This is a genomic window from Chryseobacterium sp. 3008163, from assembly GCF_003669035.1.
Lineage (GTDB): Bacteria > Bacteroidota > Bacteroidia > Flavobacteriales > Weeksellaceae > Chryseobacterium.
In genome coordinates this window covers 4328544-4342129 of the sequence record NZ_CP033070.1, presented here as the reverse complement: position 1 = coordinate 4342129, position 13586 = coordinate 4328544, and the positions used below count along the sequence as shown (strand labels likewise).

The window sequence follows — 13586 nt, the reverse complement described above, 5'->3', positions numbered from 1 at the left end:
GACGAATTCGTCTGCCGGATAAAATAATGTAATCTGTTCTATTTTTATATATCTTTCGTGTCAGCAGGAGTAATTCCCATAACTATACACTCAATAGCAACAAGATTTTTAATAAGGTTTGAAACTTATTATTAGTTAGACATTCTTTGTGCGGTCATAAAGACACGTCGGATGTTATTGGCAGGGATATTATCATTGAGGTTATCTACAGTAACATAAACGATAATTCTGTACCAAATTCCGTCTACAATTAAATCTACTGTTTCTATCTCCTGAGAATCATCACTAGAGCTAGAAGCTACTACAGGAGTTGAACCACTATTCATATTATCTCCCCAGTTAAGGAAAATACCATTATCTGTTTCCAGATAACCTCCTGGAGCTAATAAAACGTTCGCACGGCGCTGGCGATCTACACTCGATAATGCAGCATACCAAACTTTAATGTTAGAACTAAAAACATTTACCAAACGAGGATTGTAGGAAACAGTTCCGCTACCTGCATTGGAACTAGTATTAAAATTAAGATCCAATCTTACTTTACCGCCTAAAATAGCATTATAGGTACCGCCGACTTGTGCACTTAATAATCCTGTATACGTCGCTGGTAATGTAAAAGTAAAGAATTGATATTCACCAGGAGCTAATACTTTTCCGAGACCAACTGTTGCACTACAGCTTTGTCCTCCAATTGAAGGAATATTAAATGTTGTTGTAGTCGGGCTGGATACCGTTGGTGTCCCAGAAATGGTATAGAGTAAATTACCAGATCCTTGTGCAAAATTACCTGCTGCAAGTGTTGCTGTAAGTCCGTTTACAGGTCCTATAGATTGTGCAGCGTATATTCCTCCATTTCCAGCGGTATAGGGAACTGACATTGTTCCGTTATAAAGAGTACCTGCGGTATAGGTAATCGGAGTAAGAGTAGCGTTTGTACAGTCCAAACTGCCTATCGTACCAGGTGCTAATGAGCGCCCATCCAAAGGTCTCCATTCGATACCGTCCCAATATACGTATCCTGTATAAGAAAGACCAGCTGTTCCTTCATTGAACACCAATAAACCAGTTGCAGGACTTGGAATTGTAGCCACATCTTTATATTGTATTAAAGGGACTCTTGGCCCTAAAAATCCTTTTTGCTTCCTGTAGCAAGCTGACTCACATTAAGTTCCAAAAGAGCAGATGCTACAGGAGATGTCCCAATACCCGTAGATCCTGATGCGGTTACAATAAAATCATCAGCTAACTGTACTGCAGTTGGGGTTCCTGTGGTTGCATTATTTTTACCACCATCTATATTGAAAATCCCCTGTGGGTTTTGTGTGTTAATACCCACCTGACCGAAAGCTAACGAACCGATCGTTAATGCAAAGAATATGTAAAATTTATTTTTCATTTTGTTTGATAATTTTAATTTATAAAAAGGAAAAGAGCTTTACAATTACTCTTTTCCATGAGTTGATATATTGAATTGTGTTTTTAATTATGTGAATATGCCATCATTAAAAAAAGGAGGAGGGCGAGTGTGTTTTCCTGAAAGAATTATTCTTTCAATTAATTCACTTTTTGTATAATTTTCATCAAAAATAATTTTCAATAATACCGGAAGCATTCTATATTCCTCCCAAAAGATTACTTCTTTTGCCTTATAAGTACTGGTTGTAATAACAGCAATTTTTCCTGCATAACCACTGGAAATTATGGAATGATTTTCATCCTTGGATATACGGATTTCAACTTTATCATCCCTTTTTGAAACCAATTTTCGTGTTTTTCTTTTTTCAGTCTTTTCTACAGTTTTTGCTAAAGAAGTTTTTGAAGGTATTTGTAAAACCTGACTGGAAGGAATAACAACTTTGACATTGGATAATTCCTCTACATTATATACGGTCGCTTCTTCTGCTATATATAATAGCGCTGTACTGTTTTCATTCTGCATATTGAAAGGAATGCTGTCTTTTATATTTAGGCTCGTGTTCTTTCCTACAAAGACTTGTGCATTTGTATTATGTGCATTATAAAAAATACAGCATAGCAAAAAACGCATACCAAATGCATATTTTATACTGCTACCATTTTTCTTTAAATACATTTTACCTTTTAATCAAAGTGCAACATTAGCCTAATTTTTACCTGAACTAAAGAAAAGAGATACGCTACAGATGCTTTGTCAACATAAATAAACATACTACAGAGATACGCTAAAGAAGAACGATAAGAATTTAAGGTGCTTATTATTAATAAGTTATTGCAACTAAATGTATTTTTATTTTGAATTCATAAAAATATTCCCAATGGCAAAGCTTAGCAAGGAATCATAAAGTATATCCTATTTTAAGATAACAAAAACTAAAATTCATGGGACGTGGAAAATCAAACTTTAGCAATATATTGGGTAAGAAAACAATGCACAATCCAGATAATCTATTAAAAAAAATCCTTGACTTGTTAATTTTCTATTTCGTCGTCTGACTCTTAAAGAAGAGAAGAATAAAAATTATACTTCTCACTTTTAAGACAGACGGCAGGAGATAAGTTGTTTAAAAATTTAGTGGGGGGAGGGGGAAATATCTCAATGTTTTCAGAAATAGTACATAACCTTACTATAGCGTTGTTCTATTAACATTGCAATTTTTAATTTAATTAACATTATAGCTATTGTATTGAAAAATGATAAATTTTAATTATATGAAAAAAAACATCTTATTACTAAAAGTTCTATCTTAATAAGCAGAAACGTATAACGGTAATCCTAATATGTATACAACCCTATATATCAATTAATTAAATTACAAAACTAACATTTTCCACATTTTGGGTTTGAAGCAAACAATAAAAAAACAACTACTACCTCACGAATTTAATCGTTAAATATTTTCATTTAAATGGAATTCTCATTTGATTTTAATTATGAAAATTTATTCATTCTTGGCAAAAAATATATAATTAAACCACAAAGAAAGCGGTCATATAAATTAATCCACTTCATCAAAAAAGCCGTCTCTCACGAGACGGCTTTCATTATTTTATATCAATTTCGATTAAGGAACTTTTACCAATTCCACGTCGAATATTAACCATGCATTTGCTGGGATAACTCCTCCTGCAACTCTTTCTCCGTAAGCCATTGCCGGCGGAATCAAAAGTGTAGCCGTTTCTCCTTCTTTTAATAATAGGATACCTTCGTCCCAACCTTTGATTACTCTTCCAGTTCCTACAGGAAACTCAAGAGGTTCACCTCTTTTGAATGAAGAATCAAACTCAGTTCCGTCAACTAATTTACCTGCATAATGTACAGAAATATTATCACCGGCTTTAGGAGCTTTTCCTTCAGTTTTCTTAGTGATTTTGTAGTAAAGACCAGATTCAGTTACCTGCATTCCTGCTTTTGCATCATCAACCATTTTCTGCTGATTTGCTTTGAACTCTTCTTCCTTTTTCTTCTTTTCAGCTTCTTCTTTAGCGATGAAAGCTTTATTGTTTTCAGCGATTTTAGCTTTACCTTCAGTGAAAGTTTTTGCCGCATCGTAACCTTTGTACTCATCTCCTTTGCTGAAAATACTTACTTTTTCAAGTACGATATCAGTTTTTGGTTTATCCTGAGCACCTTTTTCAACAACAGCAATTGCATCAATCACATCATCACCTTTTACAACTTCTCCGAAGATTGTGTGTCTGCCATCTAACCAAGGAGTAGCAATTTCAGTAATGAAGAACTGAGAACCGTTGGTGTTTGGTCCAGAGTTAGCCATTGACAAAATACCTTTTCCTGTATGTTTAAGGTCGTTTTTCTCGTCTTCAAATTTATATCCGGGATCTCCCATTCCTGTTCCCTGAGGATCTCCTCCTTGAATCATGAAATCTTTGATTACTCTGTGGAAAATCGTTCCGTCATAAAAAGGAACACCTTTTGCCTTTGATTTGTTATCAATTTTACCTTCTGCAAGACCAACAAAGTTAGCCACAGTCACTGGTGATTTTTTGTCTTCAAACTTTACAATCAAGTTACCTTTTGTAGTTTGTAGATTAGCATAAAGTCCGTCTTTAAGCCCTTCGTAAGTTTCTTTGTCTACGTTCATTTTCTTATAAATTGGTGTACAACTTAGCAGCGAAACACTTGCTGCTGCCAGAATTATATTTTTGTTAAACAATTTCATTCTATAGAACTTTTAATTTTATAATTAAAGGAATATCGTTATCTATTTTATTTTCGTCTCCAAAAGTACCGTAAGCTAATGTTGATGGTACAAGAAGCGTTACTTCTTCCCCGTCATTCATATATCTTAAAGCATTTTCTACTGCTTTCAACTCATCAAAATGCCCGAATCTCGCATCGTTTCTCTGAATAGATTTGTCATAAATTTTAGTCTGATCAAAATCAAACAGATCATAAGAATACGAAATCGGAGAATCATCCGGTCTTCTTTGTCTTTTGTCAAAACCTTCTACGGTCGTCCAGTAATTAAGCTGAGTAGGATAAAATTTAATATCCTGACTATTCACCCAATCCTGAATCTGCTGTCTTTCTAAAGTATTGAGATTTTTCATTCTGTTTCTGGAAACATCAAGATCACTCTGGCTCAATACACCACCCACCGGAGGATGCACCTGTGGGGCATTTCTTTTACAGCTTAAAAGTCCTAATGCGGAGATGAGAAGTATTTTTTTCATAAAACTTTTGCGAAAATACGCATTTCGGGAATGATTAACAAAACTTGAGGAATTTATTAAAATAAAGTTTTAATATTTTTTTGAAATTTTAAAATGTCGAATGTTTCTAAATATCAAAAATAAATTTGAACTAATAAAAACATTCTTTGGTTCTCGCTGATTTTGCAGATTACGCAGATAAATACAGTTAGATGAAAATCTGCTTAATCAGCTTGATATGAGAGAGAATAAATTTAAACTTTTAGATTTAAATTAAAAAAAGCCAAGAAAAAATCCTGGCTTTGTATATATTATTAAATTGATTGAAATTAAGCTGTTTCTAAAACATCTTTTTCAACTAGAACTCTCCATCCGAAAGGATCTTCTGAATGGTTGGTCTGTAAATCAACTAAATCATTTTTAAGTCTCACTGCAAAACTTTCTTCGTCTGAAAGTCTTGGTAACTCCAATTTTTCGCCATTGTAACCCAAGGCCTGAAAAACCGTTGTAACAACCGCTGTACCTACTCCCCAAACTTCTTTCAAAGTTCCGTTTTTCTGAGCTTCAACAACATCTTTTACTTTTATTGCTTCTACTTTTACTTCAAAACCTCTTTTCTTAGCCAACTGAATGAAACTGTCTCTGGTAACTCCGTCTAAGATTTTCTCAGAAGTGGGAGGTGTAAAAATCGTATCGTTGATTCTTACAAAAACATTCATTGTTCCGCTTTCTTCGAAATATTCGTGAGTAGCATCATCTGTCCAGATGATTTGATCATAACCTTCTTCCATCGCCAACTGAGTTGGGTAGAAAGAAGCTGCATAGTTTCCGGCTGCTTTTGCCGAACCTACTCCACCACTTGCTGCTCTTGAATAATGATCAGAAATTTTCACAGATACAGGTTCTGTATAATACATTTTTGCAGGTGTCGCCACGATTGCAAACATATATTTATTGGCAACTCTTGCTTTCAAAGCCTCTTCGGTAGCAAAAATTAGTGGTCTGATATATAAAGAATTACCTTCACCTTGAGGAATCCATTCTCTATCCATATTTACTAATGCTTTAAGACCATCTAAAAATATTTCTTCGGTAACTTCTGGCATTGCCAAACGTTTTGCAGATTTATTGATACGCTCAAAATTCTTTTCGGGCCTGAAAAGGAAAACCTGTCCGTCATTGTCTTTGTAAGCTTTCATGCCTTCAAAACAAGCCTGTCCGTAATTTACACCCATCATCGCAGGAGTAAACAAAAGGGGACCATAAGGAACCAATTTCACATCGCCCCATTTACCATCCTCATATTCACAGATGATCATGTGATCACTGAAAGTATTTCCGAACGAAAAATTATTGGGATCGAAAGTAGAAATTCTAGAGTTTTCTGTTTTTTGAATTATCATTTCTTAAAATTTTTATGATGTTCCACAAATTTAACATAATTTTTCAAATATAAAAATTTTACATTAAATTTGAAAAAAAATACTTTGGAAAGAGAAATCAGAACCACAAACGACGGAAGTAAAACATTGTTTATCAATGAATTAAATGAAAACTATCATTCACACCATGGTGCGTTACAAGAAGCCGAACATGTGTTTATCAAAAACGGATTAAATCTATTAAATGATTACGAAATTAACATTTTAGAACTCGGTTTTGGAACAGGTTTAAATGTTTTGGTGACAATTAATGAATATTTAAAAACTGACAAAAATCATACTATCAACTATTTTACACTCGAAAAATACCCGATAAATGAATCTGAGATCGAAAATTTAGCCTACTTCGACCTTTTTGATAACCCAGAATTAAAAAATATTTATCAAAAAATTCATCAAACTGAATGGGAGAAATCAGAAGAAATCATTAAGGGTTTTAATTTAAAAAAGATACAATGTGACTTTTTTGACCTGAAAAACATTGATTTACCGAAGATTAACCTGGTTTATTACGATTGCTTTGGCGCACGAGTACAGCCTGACCTTTGGGAAAAGCCTTTATTTGAGATGGTTTCAGATAAAATGAGTATCAACGGATTGTTAACAACATATTCATCAAAAGGAAGTGTGAGAAGAATTCTGAAAGAACTTAATTTTAATGTGGAAAAAAAGCAAGGCCCACCGGGAAAAAGAGAAATGATCAATGCCATAAAGTTATAGGTGATGAATGATGTCTTATTAGTTATAGTTGGTAATCTAAATAAAAATTACATATTTTGAAAACTCATAATTCATAATTGATAACTCTTAACTTTTAACTATTTTCCTTATTTTAGCTTTACAAAATATTACATATGATTGATAAGATTAACGTGAGAGTTTATGCCTGTGCAGTAAAAGACAATAAAGTTCTCACGCTTTTTGAAGAATATGCAGGACAACCTTTATTAAAGTTTCCTGGTGGCGGATTGGAATTCGGAGAAGGATTAACAGAATGTCTTCACCGTGAGTTTGATGAAGAACTCAACGTAAAAATAGATATCGTAGAACATCTTTACACGCAGGAAGATTTCTTAGTTTCCAGATTCAGAGAAAATGAGCAACTTCTTACTATATATTATATGGTGAAAATTACCAATGAAGAAGATTTTCTGATTCTCGACCCTTGCATAGAAAAAACAGAATGGCTTCCTATAGATACAGAAGTAAATCCTTTTACCTTACCGGTTGATAAAATTGTTTTTGAAAAATTAAAAGAAAAATTCCTGTAAAATATTTTTACAGGAATTTTTATTATTTTGAAACTTTAAAATCTCTAGCTCCGGGATAAGGTTGCAAATAACCGGAATTCCAATTGGATTGCAATAGAGATTCTAAAAATTCATCGGTTCTATTTTTATGTGGATTGTATCGGTCTTTTAAATCGATATCTGCCAATTTACCTTTTACATTCCACCAGAAAGCACTCCAGCCACCACGCATTTCTTTAATGATTTCAAAAACATTTTTGCCGGTTGCTCTGTTCATTAATTTTGCAAAAACCTGACCTTCTGTTGTCGTTAAATCTCTTAGTTGCTTTTCATATTGATCTGCAAGCATATTTTGACGGTCTTTGATATATTTCCTTTTAGCTGCGGTATCCATAATCTTCATTTCAACCTGAATATCTCTGTATTGCTGCAATGCCGTTAGGAATAATGGATAAACTCTATATAATTTTTTATTTAGGAAGAAATAATAATTCTTATCCAATTGATTATTAAACTTAGGTTTATTAAGCAAAACCAATTCATCCATCACCACTACAGTCTCACCGTTAATCTCATAGATTTTAGCCTTCTGACTTTCATCATAATAATATTTATTGCCAAATTCATCAGTTTTTAATAATTCTGGTGGATATTGATTCAATGGTTTAGCAATAATAGAATCCCTTTGCTGCCCGAATGCAGCAACACCAAAAAAGAACAGAAAAAGAAAGGTGATTTTATGAAATTTCATTATTTTTACACGTATTATAACGAAACTTAACTACAAAAATCATTCCTCAAATATGAAATTCGAGAAGAAATCTTTGAAATTTTTAGAAAAATATTTAAACACTTCATCACCAACCGGATACGAACACAGAGGTCAGGAAGTCTGGATGGATTACATCACTCCATACGTTGATAAAATCGAGGTAGATCATTACGGAACCTGCTACGGAATCATTAATCCTGAAGCCGAATTCAAAGTGGTGATTGAAGCTCACGCTGATGAAATTTCTTGGTATGTCAATTATATTACAGATGACGGATTGATTTATGTTATCAGAAACGGAGGTTCTGATCAAACGATTGCCCCTTCAAAAATCGTCCATATTCATGGTGATAAAGGAATTGTAAAAGGAGTTTTCGGATGGCCTGCTATTCACACAAGAAGCGCAAACCAAAACGAACCGACACCAAAAATTGAAAACATTTTCATTGATTGCGGTGCAACTACAAAACAGGAAGTTGAAGATTTAGGAATTTTCGTTGGATGTATGATTACCTATCCTGACGAGTTTTTCGAAATGAATGACCGTTATTTTGTCTGCAGAGCTTTGGATAACAGAATCGGAGGGTTTATGATTGCTGAAGTTGCAAGACTTTTAAAAGAGAATAAAAAACAACTTCCGTTTGGTTTATATATTACCAATTCCGTTCAGGAAGAGGTTGGCTTGTATGGTGCAGATATGATCGCTGATACCATCAAACCAAATATTGCTATTGTAACAGATGTTACGCATGATACGACAACTCCAATGATTGAGAAGAAAAAAGAAGGCGATCAGAAATGTGGTGATGGCCCGGTAGTTTTCTTTGCACCAAGCGTTCACCATGTGATCAGAGAATTGATTATTGATACTGCAAAAAAGAAAGAAATCCCTTTCCAAAGAGCTGCTGCAAGCAGAGCTACAGGAACAGATACTGATGCGTTTGCACATTCGAACGGAGGTGTACCAAGCGCATTGATTTCATTGCCTTTAAGATACATGCATACTACAGTAGAAATGGTTTCAAAAGAAGATGTAGGAAATGTGATTCAGTTAATCTACGAAACATTATTGAAGATTACACCGGAAATGAAACTGAAGTATCATTAAGATGAAAAGTTTTTTCAGTCATTTAATACGAAAGCCAACTTTTGTGTCAATTATAGCGACATTATTTTTCGCCTACGTATTATTTTTAATGATATATAAAATTTTTAATCCTCCAAAAATAGGATCTGCCTACAATATGATTCTTGAAACACTATTAATTATAAGTATTGTTCCACTAATATTGTTTGTCATTGATAGATTATTGGTAATTAAAATAAATAATATTAAGCTAGCAATCATAGAAGCGATATTGATCTTAGGCATATTTTCGTATTATTTTCTATTTGTCAATCCATTTTAAAAAGTAAAAGAAATATAAGTAAAAATGAAAACTAAACTCATCGCTCCTTCCCTATTATCCGCAGACTTCGGGAATCTGCAAAGAGATATCGAAATGCTCAACAATTCTCAAGCCGATTGGCTACATGTTGATGTGATGGACGGAAGATTTGTTCCCAATATATCTTTTGGTTTTCCCGTGATGAAAACCATTCAGCAACATGCAAAAAAATTCGTAGATGTGCATTTAATGATTTTAGAACCCGAAAAGTATGTTGAAGAATTCATTGAATACGGAGCAGATTTAGTTTCTATACATTACGAAGCGTGTACACATCTTCACAGAACTATTAATTTAATTCAGAGCAAAGGCGCGAAAGCTGGTGTTGTACTTAATCCTTCTACGCCTGTTTTAATGCTTGAAGATATTATTGCCGATGTAGATTTGGTTTTATTGATGAGTGTAAATCCGGGATTTGGTGGTCAGAAATTTATCGAGAATACCTATAAGAAGATTGCAGAGGCTAAAGATTTAATTTTAAGCAATAATTCTACAGCTTTAATAGAAATTGACGGCGGTGTAAATTTAGATAATGCTTCTAAATTGTTTGAAGCGGGTGCTGACGTTTTAGTTGCAGGCAATGCAGTTTTTTCAGCCGAAAGTCCGGAAAGAACAATAGAGCTTTTAAAAGTATAAATCAAAAAACTGCTTGAAAGCACTAAGGTTTGTTAGTTTCTATTTTGATGTTAATTTATCTTGTTTTAACTAATGTAAAGTTCTGATTTTTTCAAGATTAAGACCACCCGTAAAACAAAGAATTTTTCACAATAACAATGTTTCTACACAAACTAAACAATTATACCAAAACATTTTTGCGAAATTGATAACATAATTTTAATTATTTATTATTATTTTAATTAAAAACTATAATCATATTATGATTGATTGAAATATTTTTAATGACGAAATGGCAGAAAAATTTCAATTAATTACTTAAAACAAAAAAATCCGGAAAATTTCCGGATTTTTTTATTTTTAAGAGTTTTGATTAGAAAATCTCTCTTCCTGAAAAATGAAATTGTGCTTCGATAAGAGCATTCTCATCAGAATCAGATCCGTGTACAGCATTCTCTCCGATACTTCTAGCAAACATTTTTCTGATAGTTCCTTCAGCAGCGTCAGCAGGATTTGTAGAACCAATTAAAGTTCTGAAATCTTCAACTGCGTTATCTTTTTCCAAAACTGCAGCAACAATTGGTCCTGAACTCATGAAGTCAACCAATTCTCCATAAAATGGTCTTTCAGCATGTACTTCGTAGAATTTTTTAGCATCAGCAACAGTAAGCTGAGTTAATTTTAAAGCTTTGATTTTGAAACCTCCTTCTGAAATTTTCCCTAAAATAGCTCCGATGTGCCCATCAGCAACTGCATCAGGCTTAATCATAGTGAATGTAATGTTAGACATAAATGTATATATTTTTTAATGGCACAAAATTACGAAAAATATCTAAATATAATTTTAATTTAATTTTAACACAAAATAACATTTATTAAGAAATATGACATCTATTTTTGGCACACAAATTGCAACTATAAATTCGATTCTCATGTTTAATTTGAGTTTTCATGGTTATTAGTTTTTACCCAGCTTCGGCTGGGTTTTGTATTTATAATAATCCAATGATTTTATTATATATTTCGCAATAAGGAAATACAAATCTTAAGACGCAAATAAATTATCGATTCAATTCGAATCAATAAAGCAAACTCACAATGAATTTTTAAAGCAGTAAAATTTAGTTTTGAGAATTTTCTTCAGCCTCCTCCATCAGTTTGATATACGTAGAATATCGTGAATGTTGAATTTCACCCGTCTCTAAAGAATCAAGAACGGCACATTTTGGTTCGTTGATATGCATACAGTTGTGAAATTTACACTCTTTTCTCTTTCTGAATATTTCAGGAAAATAGTGCTGAACTTCTTCTTTTTCAATATCAATCATTGCAAACTCCCTCACACCGGGAGTATCAATTACATTTCCACCGAAATGCCAAAAATGCATCTGAGCAAAAGTAGTTGTATGTTTACCTTTAAGATGAGTGTCTGAAATTTCTGATGTACGTAGATTTAGATCAGGTTGCAATGCGTTAACTAAAGTAGATTTACCACATCCGGAATGACCGAAAAATACAGAAGTCTGGTCTTTTAGAAGGTCTTGTAAACCTTCCAGATTAAGTTTAGAATAAGATGAAATCTCTAAACTGTCATAACCAATTTCCTGATACAAAAACTGAATATCTTTTACCACTTCTATTTCTTCCTCATTCAAAACATCCATTTTATTGAAAAGAATAAGTGGTTTGATGTTGTAAGCTTCACAACAAGCAAGGAAACGGTCCAGAAAACCGAAAGATGTTTCAGGATGTTTTAAGGTAAATATAAAACAAGCTATATCAATGTTTGAAGCAATGATGTGTGCTTCTTTAGAAAGGTTAACGGCTTTCCTGATCAGGTAATTTCTACGTGGATCGATTTTCGTAATCCATGCAATATCATCCTGTTCCAATTGAAATTCAACAAAATCACCCACAGCAAGAGGATTGGTCAGTCTGGTTTTGATCAGCTTGAATTTACCACGAATTCTCGCCTCAAAAATTTTATCGGTTCCTGTTTCCAAAACCTGATACCAGCTTCCTGTAGATTTAATGATTTTTCCTTTCATATATATGAGTGCAAATATAAGGAATTAGGATTTAGGTAAAAGGATTTAGTTTGAGCTATTAAGAAGCAATTTTCAATTCTAAATCCTTAGACCTATTTCCTACTTTTATTTTCTGTCGATCATAATATTATTTTGCTTTTCAATAGATTCTTCATGAATCGCTTTGAAAACCTTTTCAATAAAATCCTGAGACATTCCTGTTTCTTTTGCCTTTTGGATGGCATACTCAGTGATTACTTTCCAACGTTCCGGCTGGAAGATGGCGATATCATTTTCTTTTTTCAGCTTTCCTATTTGTTCTGAAATTTTCATTCTTTGAGAAAGCAGTTCTATCATTTGGAAATCAAGATCAGAAATCAATGTTCTATGTCTTCCCATTTCGTTATCGAAACCAGCTATTCCTGAATTTCTCACTTTTAAGTTTGAAATCAATTCAGCCAAAACTTCGGGGGTAATCTGTTGAGAAGCATCACTCCAAGCTTCATCCGGATTAGAATGCGATTCGATGATAGCTCCTTGGTAACCAACATTTAAAGCTTCCTGCGTAATATCCGCCAAACCGGTTCTGTTACCACAAATATGCGAAGGATCGATGAGCATTGGAATATTCGGGAATTGACTTTTAAAATCTAAAGCAATCTGCCAATTGGGATTATTTCTGTATTTTGTCTTTTGGTACGTTGAAAAACCACGGTGAATGACACCTAAATTTTTAATATCTTGTCCTAAAAGCCTTTCTAAAGCCCCAATCCATAATGCTAGATCCGGATTTACAGGATTTTTGACCAAAACTGTTTTCTTAGTTCCTTTCAAAGCTTCTGCAATTTCCTGAACAGTAAAAGGATTTACTGTTGATCTTGCACCAATCCAGAGAATATCAACATCGGCTTCCAAAGCTGCTGCAACGTGATGCGCATTGGCAACTTCTGTAGCGGTTTTAAATCCGTATTCTTGTTTTACTTTTTTTAACCAATTTAATCCAATAACTCCAACTCCTTCAAAACCATTTGGTTTCGTACGCGGTTTCCAGATTCCTGCACGGAAAATTGGAACCTGAGCATTGGTATCTTTAATTCTTTTTGCTGTTTCAAGCATTTGAGCTTCACTTTCAGCACTACATGGTCCTGCAATCATCATCGGTTGGGGAAACTCGTTGATCCAGTCGTTTTTTAAATCTATTAAGTTCATATTGTAAAGTATTATTTTATTTAAATTTTATATTCAATGACAAAGCCTTATAAAGTTAATTTATAATTCTTTTCAAAAAATGGGTACAAAAATGTAATGAAATTGGGGATGGGAAAATAATAGATTTTCCCGAATTTTTTGAGAAAGAAATTTAGTTAGCTATACCAATAAAA

14 protein-coding genes are annotated in these 13586 nt (G+C 33.4%); 4 read left to right on the top strand and 10 right to left on the bottom strand.

The window, feature by feature from the left end; all coding sequences use genetic code 11:
- Positions 1–131: 131 nt before the first annotated feature.
- From EAG08_RS20115 to EAG08_RS20090, 6 genes are all read right to left on the bottom strand, one after another.
- The gene (locus EAG08_RS20115) at positions 132–1091 is read right to left on the bottom strand and encodes a hypothetical protein (RefSeq protein WP_129537003.1); all 960 of its coding nucleotides are present in this window, start codon (positions 1089–1091) and stop codon (positions 132–134) included.
- Positions 1092–1123: 32 nt separating this feature from the next.
- A complete protein-coding gene (locus EAG08_RS20110) occupies positions 1124–1396 on the bottom strand; it encodes a hypothetical protein (protein WP_129537002.1) in 273 nt (90 codons plus the stop codon).
- Positions 1397–1483: 87 nt separating this feature from the next.
- On the bottom strand, positions 1484–2092 hold the full coding sequence (locus tag EAG08_RS20105) for a hypothetical protein (protein ID WP_129537001.1): 609 nt from the start codon (positions 2090–2092) through the stop codon (positions 1484–1486).
- Positions 2093–3041: 949 nt separating this feature from the next.
- Positions 3042–4079 (bottom strand): peptidylprolyl isomerase, encoded by a 1038-nt coding sequence (locus tag EAG08_RS20100; RefSeq protein ID WP_228446892.1) that lies wholly within the window; start codon positions 4077–4079, stop codon positions 3042–3044.
- A 79-nt stretch (positions 4080–4158) separates the two neighbouring features.
- Positions 4159–4671, bottom strand: a complete 513-nt coding sequence (locus EAG08_RS20095) for an FKBP-type peptidyl-prolyl cis-trans isomerase (protein ID WP_129536999.1) — start codon at positions 4669–4671, stop codon at positions 4159–4161.
- Positions 4672–4979: 308 nt separating this feature from the next.
- Complete coding sequence (locus EAG08_RS20090) at positions 4980–6053, bottom strand: branched-chain amino acid aminotransferase (RefSeq protein ID WP_129536998.1); 1074 nt, start codon at positions 6051–6053, stop codon at positions 4980–4982.
- 84 nt (positions 6054–6137) lie between these two features.
- Here EAG08_RS20090 and mnmD point away from each other — a divergent pair, with 84 nt between their 5' ends.
- A complete protein-coding gene (gene mnmD, locus EAG08_RS20085) occupies positions 6138–6812 on the top strand; it encodes a tRNA (5-methylaminomethyl-2-thiouridine)(34)-methyltransferase MnmD (protein ID WP_129537303.1) in 675 nt (224 codons plus the stop codon).
- Positions 6813–6946: 134 nt separating this feature from the next.
- Complete coding sequence (locus tag EAG08_RS20080) at positions 6947–7363, top strand: NUDIX domain-containing protein (protein WP_129536997.1); 417 nt, start codon at positions 6947–6949, stop codon at positions 7361–7363.
- Positions 7364–7385: 22 nt separating this feature from the next.
- Here the strand turns inward: EAG08_RS20080 and EAG08_RS20075 are convergent, their stop codons facing one another.
- Positions 7386–8093: a DUF4294 domain-containing protein gene (locus tag EAG08_RS20075; protein WP_129536996.1), complete on the bottom strand. Its 708-nt coding sequence runs from the start codon at positions 8091–8093 to the stop codon at positions 7386–7388.
- A 52-nt stretch (positions 8094–8145) separates the two neighbouring features.
- On the opposite strand from EAG08_RS20075, the gene EAG08_RS20070 reads away from it, so the two are divergent.
- The gene (locus EAG08_RS20070) at positions 8146–9222 is read left to right on the top strand and encodes a M28 family peptidase (RefSeq protein WP_129536995.1); all 1077 of its coding nucleotides are present in this window, start codon (positions 8146–8148) and stop codon (positions 9220–9222) included.
- A gap of 325 nt (positions 9223–9547) precedes the next feature.
- Positions 9548–10198 (top strand): ribulose-phosphate 3-epimerase, encoded by a 651-nt coding sequence (gene rpe / locus EAG08_RS20065; protein WP_129536994.1) that lies wholly within the window; start codon positions 9548–9550, stop codon positions 10196–10198.
- A 352-nt stretch (positions 10199–10550) separates the two neighbouring features.
- On the opposite strand, the gene EAG08_RS20060 is transcribed toward rpe, so the two are convergent.
- From EAG08_RS20060 to EAG08_RS20050, 3 genes are all read right to left on the bottom strand, one after another.
- Positions 10551–10967, bottom strand: a complete 417-nt coding sequence (locus EAG08_RS20060) for a nucleoside-diphosphate kinase (protein ID WP_129536993.1) — start codon at positions 10965–10967, stop codon at positions 10551–10553.
- Between the two features lie 331 nt (positions 10968–11298).
- A complete protein-coding gene (gene rsgA / locus EAG08_RS20055) occupies positions 11299–12225 on the bottom strand; it encodes a ribosome small subunit-dependent GTPase A (protein WP_129536992.1) in 927 nt (308 codons plus the stop codon).
- Between the two features lie 105 nt (positions 12226–12330).
- On the bottom strand, positions 12331–13413 hold the full coding sequence (locus tag EAG08_RS20050; RefSeq protein WP_129536991.1) for a chorismate mutase: 1083 nt from the start codon (positions 13411–13413) through the stop codon (positions 12331–12333).
- Positions 13414–13586: the final 173 nt, after the last annotated feature.